Below are 17035 nucleotides of genomic sequence, written 5' to 3'. Positions count from 1 at the left end.
ATCGCGTTCCTCGTTCGCCAACTCTTCGACGCCACCTTCCGCGAGACGGAAGGTCTATTGACAATGCTGGCCGTTTACTTCGAGCTGGACGACGTTCCTGACCATTCGGTGATGTGCAAGAAGAACGCCAGCCGACGCTGGCTGGCGTTGTGGAAGCGGTTCTTCTCTTACGTCCTGGAACGATTGCCGCGACGGACGGTCGTGGCCGCCACCGACGCTTCCGGCTTCAGCGGCCGGAAGCGATCGTGGCGTGAAACGGATTACGCCGTCAAGGCTAACCAGGACTGGGTCAAGATCCACGCCGTCATCGAGGTGGACGAGTTCTTCGTACTCAATTATTGCCTGACAGAGTCGAACGTCCATGACAGCCAGATGTTCTCGGAGGTGTGGAGCGGTCTGCCCTCGAACGTGCAAGTGAAGCGGAGTCTGGCCGACTCCGCTTATCACGGGGAGGACTGCCTGCTGGCAGCTCGCCAGCATGGAGCGGCGTCGCTCCATGCGATAAAGAAGAACGCTCGATATTTCGAGAAGCCGGAGACGATGTATTAAGAGGTGGTCTCGTTCTGGCAGCACTGACCGAACCGCGCTGCGGCCCTGTACGGCAAGAGGAATCATGCTGAAACAACGTTCAGCATGATTAGCAGCCGATTCGGCCACTGAATAAAATGCCGCTCAGAAACGGGACGGAAAAACGAGATGCGATCGAAGATCGCAACGCACAACATTAGGATGCTGGCTTGGATTACGTTCAACTCAGCGAATTAGTTTAGCGTCAGAGTCTCCTTGTTTGAAATGATTTATTATAGTCGGCGCCTCTCGGAGGGAGCAGGCCTAAGATATAAGTGGAAAGGTCATTTGTATATATGGCTGTCGGCGATATTGGAAGTTGGGCCAGAGATGGAATAGTTCCCTGGTGACTCAGGCCACTATCGAAGAAATGCGACGTTATGATTTATCTGACAAAAAGGTTGGATTGCATGAATCCTGAGAAAGGAAAAACAATAGGCGTATACCTGTGCTGTGAGGAGGGCGAGATTAGCAGTAGAATCGATCTCGATTCCGTAGCGAAGTTCCTTAAGCAATTTGAGGATGTTGTTGATGTTGGCATACATCATGAGCTTTCGTCAAGGGAGGGTCTGTATTATCTTGTTGCGAAATATTTTGAGAACAAGTTCGATCGCGTTCTCATCGGCGGGGCTGTCCCAGCGATTCAAGGAATGATGATACAACGCGGTCTTGCTTTAGCTGGAATGAATAAGTACCTATTCGAAATGGTCAATCTCAGGGAGCAGTGCGCTTGGGTTACACCTGACAAGGAGGAAGCGACTAGGAAGGCCAAATCCATCATGCTGGCCGGTCTAGAGAGAGTCAGAAGGCTTGAGCCGCTCGAGGACGTCACAGTTCCAGTGAAAAACAGTGTGCTTGTGATCGGAGGTGGGGTGGCGGGAATGGCGGCAGCCTTTCAGGTAGCAAGCGCTGGTTACAAAGTACACCTTGTAGAAAGAACGCAGCAACTTGGTGGCCGAGCATATCAACTTGGGACCACATTCCCAACTCACAACTGCGGAATTTGCTGTATGGCGTACTGTAAGGAGTGCATTTTCACTCCGAAAATCGATGAAATTCGGGGAAATCCTAACATTGAGCTACTGCTCAATGCGGAGATCGATCAAATCACAGGTTGTTTTGGTAATCGACATATCAGAGTGAGTCAAAATGGTAACAATAAGGAGTTCGATGTCGGCATTATTATCATTGCCACCGGATCGAAAACCTCTGATCCTACCAAGATTCTAGAATATAATTATGATACAAATAAAGACGTCGTGACTACGATGGAGTTTATCGAATTGATGAAGAATGCAGATAAAACGGGCATTAAAAGACCCTCAGATGGCAAAGTACCACAGACTGTTAATATTGTCTTATGTGTCGGCTCTCGGGACCCAGTACGTGGGAACCTTAATTGTTCGTTGGTATGTTGCACTTATGCCATAGGGACTGCAAAAGAAATCAAGGAGATGCACCCCAACACAGAAGTATATATCCATTATGTCGATCTTCGCGGTCCATATAGAGGCTTTGAAGCATTCTATGATGAAGCTAGGGAGATGGGTATCCAATTCGTTCGTGGTAGGGTTGCAGAGATCCTCAACGAGGATGGACAACTCTTCGTCAGGGCAGAAGACACCGATACCGGTTTCATCCTCAACATCAAGAGCGATCTTGTGATTCTCGCGGTCGGCCAAGAACCGAGCGTAGGCTCCGAGGGGCTGGCCAGGATGCTCCATCTCCAGACCGACACCGATAAGTTCTTCAAGGACGTAAATCCGATGCTACCTGCCGACATAAGGAGGGGTATATACGTCGTTGGATGTGCCCAGGGCCCAAGGGGTATTCGGTATTCAATCGATGATGCTAAGAACACCGCCGCGGTAGTTATCGATATCCTGAAAGCAGGATATGTCACGATGGACAGAAATACGGCATTCGTGAACGAGGAGCGGTGCCGTGGATGTGGGAGATGTGTAGAGGCATGCATATTCAAAGCGATTGAGATTGTCGAGAAGAATGGCAAAAAAGTAGCTAAGGTAGATGAGCTCATTTGTAGGGGTTGTGGTGTCTGTGCCGTTACATGTTGCAACAAATCGGTCGAGGTAACTAACTATGGTTCGAACCAGATAATGCCATCAGTCCGTTCTTTAATTTTGGAGATGGAATGATGGATTCTGGACGATACGTACCAAACATCCTCGCTTTCACTTGTAGCTCGTGTAGCTACCCTGCGGTTTCTCTAATAGGATTACATCATCTCGCCTATCCTTCCAGTGTGAAAATCGTGCGGGTCCCGTGCACAGGAGGAGTCGATCCCGCTTTCATAATGAAGGCGTTTGAATACGGAGCCGATGGTGTGGCCTTGATTGGCTGTAGGATGGATGACTGTCGATACATCGACGGCAACAAGAAGGCAAAAGAGAGGGTTGAGGCACTGCAGAAGGTCTTAAGGTATATTGGACTAGGAGAGGGAAGATTAAGGACCGAATGGATTTCCGCTTCCGAGAAGACCAGGTTACGCATTTTTGAGAGGTCGATGTCGCAGGACCTGAGCTCGATGGGGCCGAGCCCGATACCGAAAGTAGTCGAAGAGGAAAAAAATCAGTATAGCAAAAAGGCAATCGACACCGTTGTTGCGGACATGAAAGCGCACAATTGCGTTGAGTGTGGGAAGTGCACTAGCGTCTGTCCTGTTGCGAAAATCAACAAGGATTTTTCCCCAAGGATCATCGTATTAAAAGCTTTGGAAGGTATATCGGACAGCCTGACTAAGGACAGGGACATCTGGGAATGCATCACCTGCGAAATGTGCAATTCGATGTGCCCATATGAGGTGGATTATTCTGGGTTCATTCAAGGGATTAGGACGGAAGCAGTCCGATTGGGCAACGAGCCAGAGTGCTCACAGGGAGGGCTGCTAAATAGCATGATGAGAATAATGACGAAAACTGAGAAACAGGATCGGCTCGGATGGGTGCCTGAGAATGTTAAGATAGCAGAGAAGGGGGATACGTTCTTCTTCGTTGGATGTACTCCGCATCTTGACGCCGTTTTCTATGACAGAAATCTGAACTTGATTCAATCAAGCATCTCCACGATAAAGCTACTGAATCATGCAGGCATAGTTCCGATTGTCTCAAATCGGGAGGTCTGTTGTGGGCACGATTTAAACTGGGCGGGGGACAATGAGAATTTCGAGAAACTCATGGACAAGAACCTTGAAACCGTCAAGATGTCTGGAGCCAAGAGAATCGTCTTCGCTTGCCCAGAATGTTATAGGACGTGGAAAATCGATTACCAAGACATAGCTGGTGATTTGGATTATGAGATGATGCACATTACAGAGCTCCTAACTAAACTCGCGAATGAGGGTAAGATAAATATTGAAACGAAAGGGAAGGACACTGTCACATATCACGATCCCTGCAGACTCGGGAGACACCTGGGGGTCTATGATGCTCCTAGAGACCTGCTGAAGATGACAGGAGTCGAAATCAAAGAGATGGCAAACAATAGAGACAAGTCAGCGTGTTGCGGAGTTAGTGCCTGGCTTTCTTGTGGGAATGTAGCGAAACAGATGCAGATTGAGAGGATTATGGAAGCGAAGGGAACGGGCGCGGAGAGACTCCTGACAAATTGCCCCAAGTGCAGGATTCATCTCGACTGCGCAGTATCGAAGCAGACGCCTGTGGATAAATCCCTCTTAGATATCCCGATGGAGGATTACATTACATACTTTGCGGACAGACTGGGGCTTTAAGGCCATAAGTGAGGTGCTCAAGCATTATGGAAATCACGCATGCGAATGCTTGTATTGATTCTGGATGAGTCCGAATTGGTTCGTTTGCAAAAGAATGAGAAGGTGCTCTGTTCACGCAATAAAACAATCTTCTTCCTTAAATTCACACTCATGTTCTTGACTGGAAATTCGATTATCCCTTGGCTCGAAGCATTGACATTGATATTCCGCTTAATCTTCTATTGGAAGTCGGCAGAGCAGGTGCACTTGCCTTCCTCGGAATGAACGACGTTAGGGAGGGTCTTGATGTACTCGACGGCCCACGGGCAGTTTACGGTACAGCGGATGTTGATACCGAAGTCACAGACGAAGACGCCGACCCTCGGTTCCTGTCCAGCCACATTTATTTCGGGAATCTCAGGAGCAATATAATGGACGCAGTTCTGATAAACCTGAGAACCTGCCTTTGATGCCGCTCCGGACGCCTCCGCGACCGACTGCGGGATGTCCTTGGGGGCGCTGAACGCACCGATCAAATAGACACCAGGCCTGCTGGTATCTTGCGGGGTATAAACCCCGGTCTCTGCGAAACCGTACTTGTTCAACTTGAAGCCGATGTCTTGGCCAGGTCATGCACTGAAGCGGATGGCTCGAACCCCACCGAGAGCACGACTAGATCGAACTCCTCGGTGTTTGTCTCCGCTCCACTGGAGTAGCGGAGGATGAGGTTCTTGGTCTCGGGGTCCTCGTCGATCGAGGCGACCCTGGTGCCACGCAGCATGCGGATGCCGAACTCTTTCTCTGCCCTGGACCGGTAGTCCTCGAACTCCTTGCCGAAGGGGCATTTGTGATACTTCCCCCGGCGCGAAGCAAGGTGACCGGGCCAGGAAAACCACCCCATGTGTCCATAATGGAGCTTTTTGTTCGAATGGGGTGTTCGTATTTCATCGTTGTGTCAGTTGCTTTGCGATGCCCATATATGAAAGCATCTGTACCCCGTTAACATTGATGGTTAATAAGGGCTTCGATGCTTCGTGCGCCCCTGCGGGAGCATGTTGTCAGCTGACAAGAGGACTCGACTCTGAGGACGTCCGTCCTTGGGATGGGAACGCGCTTTGTCCCTCCAAGTGCGGCGATATCAAGTTTAGTAGCAGGTAGCCAAAATGCTTTTACCGGCACAGGGTTCAGAGCGATGTGCTTGTGGAGCTCATCGTCGCCGCCGTCCTAGGGGCCCTCTGCCTGGCCATCGTGCTCAGTGTCACGAAACAGCTGGGGGAAGGACGGGCGTTCCCGGTGAACGTGGAATTCCCGGTAGCGCGGATCAAGAAGGTGCTGCTGCGCTCCCTTGGTCGTCCGTCGGCGGAGCGGCCCCGGGTGGTGGTATCCGGTCCAAAGGTCAAGCCTGTCGTCTGTCAGATATGCCTGGGCCGTGTCAAAGATGGTCTAGAGTATGCCAAGTGCTCTTGTGGCAAGGTCTTCCATCCCGTCTGCCTCCTGCGCACCGGCGCCTGTCCCTACTGTGGCACCGCCTACTCCGCGGAGACGCTCACCGAGGAACGCATGGTGAGACCCAGACCTCCTGACCGGTCCAAGGCGAGCCGCGCGGCGGTCTCCATGATCTGGGAGGCGAGCACGAACCGGCTCTGCCCCTTATGCGGCGAAGGGCTTCCACCCGGTGTAGAGGAATGTGTCTGCGGAGCGCTAGTGGTGGAGGAAGGACAAGAGTTCGACTGTCCTTCATGCGGGACGAGAGTGCCCGCGGACCGAACTGACTGCCCGAACTGCCGGGAGCGCTTCGACCTCTTCGCCTCCAGAGTCTGTCCCATATGCGGCCGGACCATTCCTGAGGATGCCCTGGTGTGCGAGTGCGGCGCATTGCTGGAGGAAAGCTGCCCGGAATGCGGAGCCCCGCTGGGAGAGAACGACGTCTTCTGCGCTCAGTGCGGCACCGCCTTTGAGTTCGTTTGATGCGCCCTCGACTCGATGCGACCATCGTCAGAAAATGGATTTATATATTCATGCGCGTATATCTCCGCCCAAGGATGGGTGCACATGAGGTCATACTTGGATAGCGCAAACGCTAGAGGTTCGACGGCGAGCAATGGAGCCCTAACTGGAGGCGCCCCGGTGCCTTCCAACAGCCCCGACGACGATGAACTGAGAAAGTTGGTCGAGTCGATCAAGGTCAACATCTCGATCATAGGATGCGGAGGGGGCGGTTCGAACACCATTCGCCGCCTGAGCCAGTCTGGGATCGCCGGAGCAACGCTGGTGGCGGCCAACAGCGATGCGCGTCATCTGCTATCCATTCATGCACCGAACAAGATCCTTCTGGGCCGTTCCACGACGAAGGGGCTGGGGGCAGGGGCGATCCCGGAGATCGGCAAGCAGTCCGCCGAGGAGGCCCGGGATGAGCTGATGAAGTTCATCGACAACCGTCAGATCGTCTTCGTGACCGCTGGCATGGGAGGAGGGACCGGCACAGGCTCTGCACCGGTGGTGGCGGAGCTGGCCAAGCTGAGGGGCGCCTTGGTGATGGGCGTGGTGACCATGCCTTTCAGGGCCGAAGGGCGCGTCCGTACAGAGAACGCCCTCAAAGGGCTGAACCGACTGCGCGAGCACTGCGACACCACCATCATCATTCCCAACGACCGTCTGCTGGAAATGGTCCCCAAGCTCCCCCTGGAGGCTGCATTCAAGGTCGCTGACGAGATGCTAATGCAAAGCATCAAGGGCATCACCGAGGTGCTCACCAAGCCCGGTCTGGTGAACGTGGACTTCAATGATCTGATGACCATAATGAAGAACGGAGGCGTGGCCATGATCGGCATGGGCGAGGGGGACGACTCCGATGGCAAGATGGAGAAAGTGGAGAAGGCGGTCGGGGAGGCCATGGGCTCTCCTCTTCTTGGGGATATCGATACGAGCGAGGCCAGAGGCGCGCTGATACGAGTGGTTGGCGGCCCAGATATGACCGTCACCGAGGCGGAGAAAGCGGTGGAGTTCGTGGGGGCCAAGATCAACCCCAGCGCTCGCATCATCTGGGGATGCTCGGTCGAGCCTGAGATGGAGCACAAGCTCAAGATAATGGTCGTGTGCACGGGTGTCAAGTCCAACAGCTTCCTCAGCCGCTATGGGGCTAGATGCTGAACAGAGGCCAGACAGATGGTCGTGAAGTCCAAGCGGGGTCGGCGCCGGTACATCGCCTTGCAGACCTCGCCTCCACGCTCCCTTACCTTCCAGAGGGCGTCCGACCTGATGCATCGAGCGCAGGAGAGGACCGGGGCCAGGGGTCTGAAGGTCATTCAGGTGCACGGGGATGTAGGCATCATCCGTTGCCAGCATCTGGACCAAGAAAAGGTCATCCTTGCCCTGAACGCCCTGGGAGCGAGCGGCGAGATGGGATTCGGGCTGCGCACCCTGCTCTCCTCGGGCACGCTCCGAACGCTCAGGGAGGAGCTCGGCCTGCCAAGACCCCCTCGCCCGAGCCGCTGAGACGAGCCGTGCCGAAACGCCTTGGAATGGGCGTAGCCAGATTGCCTAACAGATGCTTCGCCATCTCCCCTAACAAATATATATTGGAACTTCTTTAGGTGAAGCCCGTATAGCTTGCGAAAGGTGTGTTAAGATGCAACCGGGACAGATGGCATATGACAGGGCCATAACAGTGTTCTCACCGGACGGGAGGCTGTTCCAGGTCGAGTATGCTCGGGAAGCAGTGAAGAGAGGCACGACCACGGTCGGCCTGAAGTTCAAGAACGGTGTGGTATTGATCGTGGACAAGCGCATCGCCAGCCGACTCATTGAGCCCAAGTCCATCGAGAAGATATTCAAGATCGATGGGCACATCGGCTGTGCCACCTCTGGATTGGTGGCGGACGCGCGCATTCTGGTGGACCAGGCGCGAGTAATCGCCCAGATCAACAAGATCACATACGACGAGGACATGAGCGTCGAGGAGCTGGTGAAGCGCGTCTGCGACTACAAGCAGAACTACACCCAGTACGGCGGAGTGAGGCCGTTCGGTACCGCCCTGCTGGTGGCAGGCGTGGACGACCAGGGCGAACACCTCTTCGAGACCGATCCCAGCGGAGCGCTCGTATCGTACAAAGCGGGCAGCATCGGCGCGGGCCGCAACGCGGTAATGGAGGTCTTCGAGGAAGAGTACGCCGAGGGCATGGACATGGAAGGGGCCATCGGGCTCGGGCTCAAGGCGCTGAAGAAGGCCACCGAAGAGGAGAAGCTCAACCCCAAGGCCGTGGAGATCGGCGTGGTGGTGCGCGGCGAGGCCTTCCGGCGCCTGGACGACTCTGAAGTGGGAATGTACATCGAAAAGGTGAACGCGGGTTAGGCGAGGTCTCAATGGTCGACATCGAAGACGCGATAGTCGCCCGATTGGAGTCCCACGGCGAGAGCTTCGAGGTGCTCATCGACCCCAAGGTCGTCAAGATCCTGAGGGAGGGACACGACGTCGAGCTCTCGGACTACATGGTAGTGGATGCGATATTCAAGAACGCCAAGAAAGGGACGCATGCTCCCGAGGACAAGATGAAGGACGTCTTCGGGACCACGGACCCGATCTCAGTGGCCAAACAGATCGTCCTCAAAGGCGAGGTCCAGCTGACCGCGCAGCAGCGCAAGGAGATGATTGAGAGCAAGAGAGCTCGCATCGTCACCGAGATCGCCCGCAACGCCATCAACCCGCAGACCGGGGCGCCGCACACACCCCAGCGCATCGAAATGGCCATGGAGGAGGCGAAGGTCCACGTGGACCCGTTCAAGCCTGTCGAGATGCAGGTCAAGGACGTGCTGGACAAGCTCCGGCCCCTCATACCCATCCGCTTCGACAAGATGCGCATCGCCGTGAAACTGTCTGGAGAGGAATACGGACGATGCTACGAGGACATCGTCCACTTTGGGAAGGTACAGAAGGAAGAGTGGCAGCCCAACGGCAGTTGGATCGGCGTGGTAGAGATCCCCGCGGGAACCAGGGATGATTTCTACGCCAAGCTGAACGAGAAGACCAAAGGGAACGCGGAGACCAAGCAGCTGAAGTGAGCGCTCTCCGAGACAGAATGATACCGAGATGCATTTCCTTGTGTGATACAGGAATAAGAGAGAGTGAGAAACATGAGTAGAGAGAACGAACATCCGTCGAGGGAGATAGTCATCCCCGGCGACCTGCTCGACTCCGGCAAACTGAAGGCCGGCAGCGGCACCTACGTCCAGGATGGAAAGGTGTACGCCGCCTTGCTGGGGATCAAGAGCGTCAAATCGAACTTCGTGAATGTCATTCCGCTGGGCGGGAGGTACATACCGAGCCCGGGCGACACGGTGATCGGCAAGGTCATCGACATCGGCCCCTCCAACTGGCTCATCGACATCAACTCCCCCTACCCAGCCCCCTTGCACGTCAACGAGGTCCCCTGGCGAGTGGACTTCGGGGACACCGCCCGCTTCATGAACGTGGGCGACACGCTGCTGGCCAAGATCCTGATGGTGGACGAGACCATGCGGGTGCAGGTGACGATGAAGGAGCAGGGGCTGCGCAAGCTCCAGGGTGGGCAGGTCATGGAGATATCCTACAGCAAAGTGCCACGGGTGATAGGCAAGGGCGGCTCCATGGTCCAGCTGATCAAGGGAATGACCAACACGAGGATTTTCGTGGGACAGAACGGACGCATATGGCTTGATGGCGAAATAGAGAGCATCTTGTTCGCCATCCGGGCCATGAAGATGATAGAAGAGAACGCGCAAATGCTGCACCTGACCGAGCGGGTGAAGGAATACCTGGAGTCGGTCACCAAGCAGGAAGGCGCCAGTTCAGGATGATAGGGTGATCACATGGGTGGAAACAGCAACGTCAAACTGATCGATGACAACGGCATAAGGATTGATGGAAGGAAGGTGGACGAGCTCCGTCAGATAAAGATCGAGGCGGGCGTGCTCAAACGCGCCGACGGCTCGGCCTACGTGGAGTTCGGTAAGAACAAGGTACTGGCGGCGGTCTACGGGCCGAGGGAGTGCCATCCGAGGCATATGCAAGACCCTTCGAAGGCCATCGTGCAGTGCAAGTACAATATGATCTCGTTCTCGGTGGAGGATCGTAAGCGGCCCGGTCCGGACCGCCGGTCGGTGGAGATCTCCAAGATCATCTCAGAGGCGCTCGAGTACGTAGTGTTCACAGAGAACTTCCCCCGGACCTCGATCGATGTCTACATCGAGGTGCTGCAGGCGAACGCAGGCACGCGGTGCGCTGGGCTCACAGCAGCCTCGGTGGCATTGGCCGATGCGGGCATACCGATGAAGGACCTCGTGCCCTCGGTGGCCGTGGGCAAGGTCAACGACCAGGTCGTCCTGGACCTGCAGAAGGAAGAGGACAACTTCGGTCAGGCGGACCTGCCAATGGCCATGATCCCCCGCACCGGCGAAGTGCTCCTCTTGCAGATGGATGGCCATCTGACCAGAGCGGAGTTCGACCGGGCCGTCGAGCTAGGTACGGGTGCTATGCACAAGATCTACGCTTTGCAAAGAGATGCATTAGCGAGAAGGTATGCGATGGAGGGCGGCGGCGAGGAACCGGAAGATGCGCCTCAGACGGCGCAGGGAACGGAGGGATGAAGATGAGCCGCTCAGTCATGTCAGAGATAAAGAGAGACCATATCTACAAGCTGCTGGCAACCGGAAAGCGCGTGGACGGAAGGGCCTGGGACGAGTTCAGGCCCATAAGCATACAGATCAACTACGCCGAGAACGCCGAGGGCTCTGCCCGGGTGAAGCTGGGCAACACGGACGTGCTCGTGGGTGTGAAGATGACCGTGGGTCAGCCGTTCGCCGACACTCCGGACAAGGGAGTGCTCACCACCAACGCCGAGCTCATCCCCCTGGCATCGCCGACCTTCGAGTCCGGCCCGCCGGACGCGGACTCCGTCGAACTCGCCAGGGTGTGCGACCGCGGCATCCGCGAGAGCCAAATGATCGACCTGGAAAAGCTGTGCATCGAACCGGGCAAGGAGGTCTGGATACTATTCACGGACATCTATGTGCTCGACTATGACGGCAATCTCTTCGACGCCGCGTTCCTGGGTGCGGTGGCGGCGCTCAGCTCCACCATCGTCCCGGCCAAGAAGGCTGGGAAGGGTGAGGACTATCCGCTCCCCATCCGTCACTTGCCTATCAGCGTGACGGCCGCACAGATAGAAAACTCTATATTGGTCGACCCGACTCTCGACGAAGAAAAGGTCGCGGCAGCTCGCCTGACGGTGACCACCGATGAGAACGGTGACCTGAGGGCGATGCAGAAGGGTCTGACCGGAGCGTTGACCTTGGACCAGATCTACAAGATGATCGAGACCTCGCAGAGGCTCGGCAATGATCTCCGGAAAATGTTAGGGTGATGATCGATGGCAAAGGGAACAGTCAAGGCCGGGAGCGCCGGTAGGTTCGGAGCGCGCTACGGCGTGGTGGTGAGGAAGCTCACTCGGGACATCGAAAAAGTGGAGCGCGCCAAGCACGAGTGCCCGACCTGCCACCATAAGAGCGTGAAACGTATAGCTTCCGGCATTTGGGAGTGCCGCCACTGCGATGCCAAGTTCGCGGCAGGCTGCTACTCGCCCCTGAGCAAGCGCGTGGCCGCGAAGGAAGAATCGGAGACGGAAGAGAAGGTCGCGGAGGAGCAGTAGATGTACAAGTGCGGTAGCTGCAACAAGCCGATCCGTTCGAACGTGAACCAGGTCGGCATGCAGTGCGAGAGCTGCGGTTCCAAAATCTTCTACAAGGAACGTCCGAACGTCAAGAAGGTCATCAAGGGCAAGTGAGCCAATGCCCGCCGCCACCCTCAGACTGGCGACGCCCGACGCCGCCGTGGTCTTCGGTGCGCTTGCGCCCGAGGCGGGGCGAGACATACCACGCACCCGGGTTCGCGCTTCATTGGAGAACGGTGACCTGGTCTTGCGGGTGGAGGCGAGCGACCTATCCGCTCTGAGGGCGGCATTGAACTCATATCTCAGATGGATCATGGTAGCAGAACAGGTCAACAAACTGGCAGGTGCGTGAGATGAACGAGATTCCCCCCAAATTGCAGAACCAGATAGCCCAATTCCAGCAGCTTCAGCAGCAGCTGCAATCCGTGCTCTCGCAGAAGTTCAGGCTGGAAGCGCAGCTGCGCGAGGCGCAGATGACCGCAGATGAGCTAGGAAAGTCGCCGGACAAGGTCATCATCTACAAGTCCATCGGCTCTCTGCTGATAAAAGCGAGCGACAAGTCCTCCGTCCTGAAAGAAGTGGAGGAGGACAAGGAGACGCTCGAGATACGCATCAAGACCCTGGACCGGCAGGAGAAATCCCTGCGGGAGAAGTACCAGGTGATGCAGGACCAGCTCTCCAAAGCCTTGGGCAGCGGGGCGGCCCCGGCTCCCATCGACGAGAACTGAAACCCCTTTTCGTTCACAATTCTCCGGCTTCTTGGCGGGAGCGACGAAACTAGCTTATATCGATCTCAACCTTGCCAGCTTTCATGCTGCGGGCCATCGCCGAGGAGCTCAGGAACGGATCGAAACTGGTCCTGGTGCATGGCAACGCCGATCCGGATGCGCTCGGTTGCGCCTACGCAATCTTCGGAAGCTTTCCTGAAGTGACCGTGGTGACGCCGGGCGGCATGGACCGCATCTCCAAGGTCATTGCGGACAAGCTTGATTTCAAGGTCATGGAGCGCGCGGACCCCGAGCAGTTCGACAAGGTGTTGGTCTTAGACACTTCCTCTCCAGATCAGCTACTGCCATTGACCCCACCACAGAAATGCATCGTCATCGATCACCACGCTCGCTCCGACCGGTGGGAGGGGAGCACCTACTACTGTGATGACAGCAAGCGAAGCTGCGCCGAAGTGGTGTACGAGTTGCTCAATGCAGGCAAGGTGAAGCTGAGCCGGAACGTCGCCCTGGCGCTGTTGGCCGGCATGCTGACGGACAGCGGACATTTCAAGTACGCCACCCCTGCGCTCCTCAAGACCTTCGGCGAGATACTGGAAGCGCAAGGCATCGAAATGGATGAGGTGTCCTCGCTCACGGACATGGAGCAGGACATCTCAGAGAGGATATCGCAGCTGAAAGGAGCGCAGAGGCTTCGGTTCGAGAGGCTCGGCGAACATCTGGTGGTGACATCGCACGGTTCGGCCTTCGAGAGCTCGGTGTGCAAGTCCATGCTCTCCCTGGGCGCGGACATCGCCTTCGTCGGATCTCAGAGAGGAGAGGAGTTCCGAGTCTCGGCCCGGGCCAGGCAGGATGTGGTGCGCATGGGCCTGCACTTGGGCAAGCTGCTGGAGGACGTGGGCGCGGAGACATCTAACAACGGAGGCGGCCATGGTGGCGCTGCTGGATTGAAGGGCGTCGGCGACGTGGAAGCCATACTGAACATCTGCATGTCGCGCTCATTGGACTTCTTGCGACGCGCTGGGAAATAGCCGTTCTTGATGGGCGAATAGGGCCCCGCTAGCTTTCACCCAGGTCGAAATCCTCCCCTACTTCTGCATGATCTCCCGCAGGGCCTCTAGGTTCTGGGGATGCTGCTGGAAATAGGCTCGGACCGGCTCCAGTACACTCGTCATCGCTTGACCGACGCCGTTCTTCAGGTCCATGGGATGCAGTTTCCCCGCCCTGAAGGTCTCTTCCAGATCGGCGTAGCTCTTGAACTCTAGCGGACCACCGAACTTCGCCGGTCTCTCGATCATCAGCGTTGGAATGCGGGGGAACACTACCATCTTGGCCATGTCCAAGACCGGATTCCCCTCCGCCTCAGGCGGACAGAAGGCTTTGGAGATCTTGCGCTTGATGTCCTCTGGGCTGTCGTGGATGAGCACTCCTGAATCGGGGTCGCTCTTGGACATCTTGGAGGCCGCCGGGTCCATACGGTTGCCGCCCTTAAGCCCGGGCAAAAGGGGAGTGTGCAACGCGATGGGCTTCTTCCATTTCAGTCTGTCAGCGGCGTCCCGAGCCAGCATGTGCGCGCGCCTTTGGTCCATGCCCGAATAGGCCAGGTCCAGGTCCATGGCGAATATATCCGCCGCTTGCATCAGTGGATAGAGCACCTTTGAGGAATCGACCTCCGCCTCATCCTCCGTTCGCCCCATGATGGTCATTGCCCTCTTGACCCGCATCAGACTGGATGCCTTGCCGATGTTGATGACCTTCTCCCAGTAGTCAATGGAGTCCATGAGCCCGGAGGCGTATTCGAACTTGACCTTGTCTCGGGGTACTCCCAGGGCCTCGAAGCAATCCTCCATGTATCGTGCGCACGCCCTTATCTTCTCTATGTCGCCGCCGAACTTGTCGTTGATGTAGGCATGCCAGTCGGCGAAGAAGATGGTCATGTGGAATCCTGCTTCCACGAAGTCGTTGATCTTGCGCGCGCAGATCATCCAGCCGGCATGTACCAGGCCGGAAGGCTCGAAGCCGATATAGCCGCGGGGTGAGGGATTGGCCAGAAGGAGCGCTTGCAGCTCCTCGGGGGTCACGATCTCTTCCGCATTCCTCGCCACCAGCTCGTACCGCGCCTCAGGGTCCATGGTAATCGGGGAGGGATGCGACGGAGCATATTTCAAGTTTCTTTTTCGCCCAAGGAGGTCACCGCCGTATGATCGAAGTGCGGACGAGATGTTCGCCCGTCCTGAACTTGGTTACCGACTGGGAAGCATCTTCGTCTCAAGTGCCGCCGACGGTTCCTCGCTCGTCATCCGATCAGGCTTCGCTCGAATCGACGGGATTCCGATTGTATCCCTTGCTAGGTGATTCCCTTAGGAATATTCAGAACCAGATTCCTCAGGCCGTCTGCTCCAGACCTTCTGGCCATTTCAGAGGAACTATGTCGTTCGCACTATTTCGATTCCTGTTATACATATGTCTAATATATTATGCAATTACGAGCTGATTGATGCGTCTACAAAGCTTTAATTATTCATTTGTCTATAGACCGCATTCGTAGGGGGAATGCCCCCAAATCCGGGGCAATGTCCGGATGAGGATCCTCAGAAACCTAGTAGCAGGGAGATGAGACCAATGGCGACCACGAACGGTGAAATGTTGAAGACTACCGGCCTCTCGAGGAAGCGGTCGAAGAAGGAAAGCGATCCGATCGCTGCGGCGATCGATATGTGCGCCAGCGGAAAGGTCAAGATGGTGGATTTCAAATTCATGGACCTTCCCGGTACAATGCAGCACGTATCCATACCAGCATGCAAGCTGGATGTGGAGAAGTTCACTGATGGCCACGGGTTCGATGGATCGAGCATCCGCGGTTTTGCCCAGATCAACGAAAGCGACATGCTGCTGATGCCGGATGTAAGCACAGCTATCATTGACCCGATCTACAGAGTCCCTACATTGTCTATGGTCTGCGACGTCGCGGACCCGGTTACCAGGGAGAGATTCGAGCGCGACCCGAGACTCATCGCCCAGAAGGCGGAGGCATACCTCATGTCCACTGGCATAGCGGATATCGCCAATTTCGGGCCTGAGTTGGAGTTCTTCGTCTTCGACTCCGTCCGATTCGATCAGAACCAGCACTATGGCTACTATTACATAGATTCGGAGGAGGGCATTTGGAACTCAGGGCGCCCATCGGACAACGGCTCTGGTGCCAATCTTGGTCACCGCCCACGCAACAAGGAAGGGTACTTCCCTGCACCTCCTGTGGACACTCTGCAGGATTTCCGTTCCGAGTGCGTCATGAGGCTCATGGATGCGGGCATCGATTGCGAAGTGCACCACCATGAGGTTGCTACGGCTGGACAGGGCGAGATTGGCATGCGCTTCCAGACCCTGACCAGAATGGCAGACCAGGTGATGCTCTACAAATACATACTCAAGAACGTGGCCAAGGAGAACGGCAAGACCATCACCTTCATGCCCAAACCCTTGTACGGCGACAACGGCACGGGCATGCACGTGCACCAGAGCCTGGGGAAGAGTGGCAAGAATGTCTTCTTCGATGAGGATGGGTACGCTCTGCTCAGCGAGACCGCCATGTACTATATTGGAGGGTTGCTGGAGCACTCGCCCGCCTTACTGGCGTTGACCTCGCCCTCCACCAATTCCTACCGCCGGCTCGTGCCCGGCTATGAGGCGCCTGTGAACCTCGTCTACTCGAAGCGCAACCGCTCCGCGGCCATCCGCATCCCGGTCTACAGCACCAGTTCCAAATCCAAGAGGATCGAGTACCGACCGCCAGACGCCACCTGCAACCCTTACTTGGCTTTCGCAGCCATGCTCATGGCCGGCCTGGATGGAATCAAGAAGAAGATCCACCCGGGAGCGCCGCACGACATGGACCTGTTCGAGCTCTCCAAGGAGGAGGCGGCGAAGATCAAGCAGGTGCCGGACAGCCTCGACAAGTCCCTGGGAGCCCTGGAATCGGACCACGACTTCCTTCTCCAGGGCGGCGTGTTCACCGAGAACCTCATCCAGACCTGGATCGACTACAAGAGGCACAAGGAGAACGATGCCATCCGACTGAGGCCTCATCCATACGAGTTCTTCCTTTACTTCGACGCCTGAGGTGTCTTGGGGAAGAACAGGCGATGCGCCCGGTTCTGCAACCTGCGCACCGCCGGGGAGGGGCAGCTCCCTGCCCCCTCCCCAAACCCCCATTTGGGAGATCCACCTTTTCTGACCGTTCAATCGACGAGAATGCAGTTCGCCAGAAGGAATCGAGGCCGGACGCCCTGAGAATAGTGCTGGACCTGGATGGA

Annotated in this window: 20 protein-coding genes; 17 read left to right on the top strand and 3 right to left on the bottom strand. The window is 56.1% G+C overall.

Going from position 1 to position 17035, the window contains the following annotated elements:
* The 3 genes from NT137_05610 to NT137_05600 all read left to right on the top strand — a co-directional run.
* Nucleotides 1–549, top strand: a 549-nt coding sequence (locus NT137_05610) for a transposase (protein ID MCX6652814.1), incomplete at its 5' end; no start/stop codon positions are given.
* Nucleotides 550–977: 428 nt separating this feature from the next.
* Nucleotides 978–2723: an FAD-dependent oxidoreductase gene (locus NT137_05605; protein MCX6652813.1), complete on the top strand. Its 1746-nt coding sequence runs from the start codon at nt 978–980 to the stop codon at nt 2721–2723.
* Nucleotides 2723–4315, top strand: coding sequence for a hydrogenase iron-sulfur subunit (locus NT137_05600; GenBank protein MCX6652812.1), 1593 nt, complete (start codon nt 2723–2725; stop codon nt 4313–4315). The genes NT137_05605 and NT137_05600 overlap by 1 nt, the downstream gene beginning before the upstream one ends.
* 218 nt (nt 4316–4533) lie before the next feature.
* Here the strand turns inward: NT137_05600 and NT137_05595 are convergent, their stop codons facing one another.
* The gene (locus NT137_05595) at nt 4534–4695 is read right to left on the bottom strand and encodes a hypothetical protein (GenBank protein ID MCX6652811.1); all 162 of its coding nucleotides are present in this window, start codon (nt 4693–4695) and stop codon (nt 4534–4536) included.
* 200 nt (nt 4696–4895) lie between these two features.
* The gene (locus tag NT137_05590) at nt 4896–5195 is read right to left on the bottom strand and encodes an FAD-dependent oxidoreductase (GenBank protein ID MCX6652810.1); all 300 of its coding nucleotides are present in this window, start codon (nt 5193–5195) and stop codon (nt 4896–4898) included.
* Between the two features lie 299 nt (nt 5196–5494).
* On the opposite strand from NT137_05590, the gene NT137_05585 reads away from it, so the two are divergent.
* The 13 genes from NT137_05585 to NT137_05525 all read left to right on the top strand — a co-directional run bounded on the left by NT137_05585 (nt 5495) and on the right by NT137_05525 (nt 13753).
* Nucleotides 5495–6262, top strand: a complete 768-nt coding sequence (locus NT137_05585; GenBank protein MCX6652809.1) for a zinc-ribbon domain-containing protein — start codon at nt 5495–5497, stop codon at nt 6260–6262.
* A 159-nt stretch (nt 6263–6421) separates the two neighbouring features.
* Nucleotides 6422–7444, top strand: coding sequence for a cell division protein FtsZ (gene ftsZ / locus NT137_05580; GenBank protein MCX6652808.1), 1023 nt, complete (start codon nt 6422–6424; stop codon nt 7442–7444).
* Nucleotides 7445–7459: 15 nt separating this feature from the next.
* Entirely contained in the window at nt 7460–7789 is a 330-nt protein-coding gene (locus tag NT137_05575; protein MCX6652807.1) for a hypothetical protein, read from the top strand.
* Between the two features lie 133 nt (nt 7790–7922).
* Nucleotides 7923–8645: an archaeal proteasome endopeptidase complex subunit alpha gene (gene psmA, locus NT137_05570; GenBank protein ID MCX6652806.1), complete on the top strand. Its 723-nt coding sequence runs from the start codon at nt 7923–7925 to the stop codon at nt 8643–8645.
* 11 nt (nt 8646–8656) lie between these two features.
* Nucleotides 8657–9352: a ribosome assembly factor SBDS gene (locus NT137_05565; protein MCX6652805.1), complete on the top strand. Its 696-nt coding sequence runs from the start codon at nt 8657–8659 to the stop codon at nt 9350–9352.
* Between the two features lie 72 nt (nt 9353–9424).
* A complete protein-coding gene (rrp4, locus tag NT137_05560) occupies nt 9425–10126 on the top strand; it encodes an exosome complex RNA-binding protein Rrp4 (GenBank protein ID MCX6652804.1) in 702 nt (233 codons plus the stop codon).
* A 12-nt stretch (nt 10127–10138) separates the two neighbouring features.
* The gene (gene rrp41 / locus NT137_05555; GenBank protein ID MCX6652803.1) at nt 10139–10915 is read left to right on the top strand and encodes an exosome complex exonuclease Rrp41; all 777 of its coding nucleotides are present in this window, start codon (nt 10139–10141) and stop codon (nt 10913–10915) included.
* A 2-nt stretch (nt 10916–10917) separates the two neighbouring features.
* Nucleotides 10918–11691 carry an exosome complex protein Rrp42 gene (gene rrp42, locus NT137_05550; GenBank protein ID MCX6652802.1) on the top strand — a complete coding sequence of 258 codons (774 nt, stop codon included), beginning with the start codon at nt 10918–10920 and terminating at the stop codon, nt 11689–11691.
* Nucleotides 11692–11697: 6 nt separating this feature from the next.
* Entirely contained in the window at nt 11698–11976 is a 279-nt protein-coding gene (locus tag NT137_05545) for a 50S ribosomal protein L37ae (protein ID MCX6652801.1), read from the top strand.
* On the top strand, nt 11977–12111 hold the full coding sequence (locus tag NT137_05540) for a DNA-directed RNA polymerase subunit P (GenBank protein ID MCX6652800.1): 135 nt from the start codon (nt 11977–11979) through the stop codon (nt 12109–12111). It begins immediately after the preceding gene.
* Nucleotides 12112–12115: 4 nt separating this feature from the next.
* A complete protein-coding gene (locus NT137_05535; GenBank protein ID MCX6652799.1) occupies nt 12116–12349 on the top strand; it encodes a KEOPS complex subunit Pcc1 in 234 nt (77 codons plus the stop codon).
* Between the two features lies 1 nt (nt 12350).
* Nucleotides 12351–12725 (top strand): prefoldin subunit beta, encoded by a 375-nt coding sequence (locus NT137_05530; protein MCX6652798.1) that lies wholly within the window; start codon nt 12351–12353, stop codon nt 12723–12725.
* A gap of 83 nt (nt 12726–12808) precedes the next feature.
* The gene (locus NT137_05525; protein ID MCX6652797.1) at nt 12809–13753 is read left to right on the top strand and encodes a DHH family phosphoesterase; all 945 of its coding nucleotides are present in this window, start codon (nt 12809–12811) and stop codon (nt 13751–13753) included.
* Nucleotides 13754–13810: 57 nt separating this feature from the next.
* Here NT137_05525 and NT137_05520 read toward each other — a convergent pair whose 3' ends face one another.
* Nucleotides 13811–14854, bottom strand: coding sequence for a tyrosine--tRNA ligase (locus NT137_05520; GenBank protein ID MCX6652796.1), 1044 nt, complete (start codon nt 14852–14854; stop codon nt 13811–13813).
* A gap of 583 nt (nt 14855–15437) precedes the next feature.
* Here NT137_05520 and glnA point away from each other — a divergent pair.
* A complete protein-coding gene (gene glnA / locus NT137_05515; protein MCX6652795.1) occupies nt 15438–16841 on the top strand; it encodes a type I glutamate--ammonia ligase in 1404 nt (467 codons plus the stop codon).
* Nucleotides 16842–17035 lie beyond the last annotated feature (194 nt).

This window comes from Methanomassiliicoccales archaeon (genome assembly GCA_026394375.1).
In the GTDB taxonomy this organism is placed as follows: Archaea; Thermoplasmatota; Thermoplasmata; order Methanomassiliicoccales; family UBA472; genus JAJRAL01.
This window is presented reverse-complemented; position numbering and strand designations above follow the sequence as displayed.

Coding starts and splice junctions, on each gene's coding strand:
- NT137_05605 (MCX6652813.1), top strand. CDS start 978: ATGAATCCTGAGAAAGGAAAAACAATAGGCGTATACCTGTGCTGTGAG.
- NT137_05600 (MCX6652812.1), top strand. CDS start 2,723: ATGGATTCTGGACGATACGTACCAAACATCCTCGCTTTCACTTGTAGC.
- NT137_05590 (MCX6652810.1), bottom strand. CDS start 5,195: ATGGGGTGGTTTTCCTGGCCCGGTCACCTTGCTTCGCGCCGGGGGAAG.
- NT137_05575 (MCX6652807.1), top strand. CDS start 7,460: ATGGTCGTGAAGTCCAAGCGGGGTCGGCGCCGGTACATCGCCTTGCAG.
- psmA (MCX6652806.1), top strand. CDS start 7,923: ATGCAACCGGGACAGATGGCATATGACAGGGCCATAACAGTGTTCTCA.
- NT137_05565 (MCX6652805.1), top strand. CDS start 8,657: ATGGTCGACATCGAAGACGCGATAGTCGCCCGATTGGAGTCCCACGGC.
- rrp4 (MCX6652804.1), top strand. CDS start 9,425: ATGAGTAGAGAGAACGAACATCCGTCGAGGGAGATAGTCATCCCCGGC.
- rrp41 (MCX6652803.1), top strand. CDS start 10,139: ATGGGTGGAAACAGCAACGTCAAACTGATCGATGACAACGGCATAAGG.
- rrp42 (MCX6652802.1), top strand. CDS start 10,918: ATGAGCCGCTCAGTCATGTCAGAGATAAAGAGAGACCATATCTACAAG.
- NT137_05545 (MCX6652801.1), top strand. CDS start 11,698: ATGGCAAAGGGAACAGTCAAGGCCGGGAGCGCCGGTAGGTTCGGAGCG.
- NT137_05540 (MCX6652800.1), top strand. CDS start 11,977: ATGTACAAGTGCGGTAGCTGCAACAAGCCGATCCGTTCGAACGTGAAC.
- NT137_05535 (MCX6652799.1), top strand. CDS start 12,116: ATGCCCGCCGCCACCCTCAGACTGGCGACGCCCGACGCCGCCGTGGTC.
- NT137_05530 (MCX6652798.1), top strand. CDS start 12,351: ATGAACGAGATTCCCCCCAAATTGCAGAACCAGATAGCCCAATTCCAG.
- NT137_05525 (MCX6652797.1), top strand. CDS start 12,809: ATGCTGCGGGCCATCGCCGAGGAGCTCAGGAACGGATCGAAACTGGTC.
- NT137_05520 (MCX6652796.1), bottom strand. CDS start 14,854: ATGGACCCTGAGGCGCGGTACGAGCTGGTGGCGAGGAATGCGGAAGAG.
- glnA (MCX6652795.1), top strand. CDS start 15,438: ATGTGCGCCAGCGGAAAGGTCAAGATGGTGGATTTCAAATTCATGGAC.